A 252-nucleotide genomic window follows, 5' to 3' on the forward strand; every position below is an offset into this window, starting at 1 on the left:
TGAGAGCCCTCTTGACCGTCCACTCGCTCACCTGCTTTCCTCTCTTATCTTGAAGCAAAGCGAGTATTTTCTTCACATTGCGGGGCTCCTCGCCTATTTGGCTTCGGATAAACTCTTCATCCTCACTGCTCAGCTTCAAGGGACGTCCCTCTCTGGGCTCATCAAAGAGTCCGGTCAGTCCCCTCTCTTCCCATCTGTCTATCCAGTAGGCCACGGCCTGTCTGTGAACATCGAACATAGCAGCTATCTTCT

1 protein-coding gene is annotated in these 252 nt (G+C 52.0%); it reads right to left on the reverse strand.

What is annotated here, in order from left to right; all coding sequences use genetic code 11:
* On the reverse strand, window positions 1-238 hold a 238-nt coding region (locus MWC30_RS22425), incomplete at its 3' end, for a helix-turn-helix domain-containing protein (RefSeq protein WP_244086373.1).
* Window positions 239-252: the final 14 nt, after the last annotated feature.

The sequence above is a fragment of the Desulforhabdus sp. TSK genome, from assembly GCF_022836495.1.
Taxonomy (GTDB): Bacteria; Desulfobacterota; Syntrophobacteria; order Syntrophobacterales; family Syntrophobacteraceae; genus Desulforhabdus.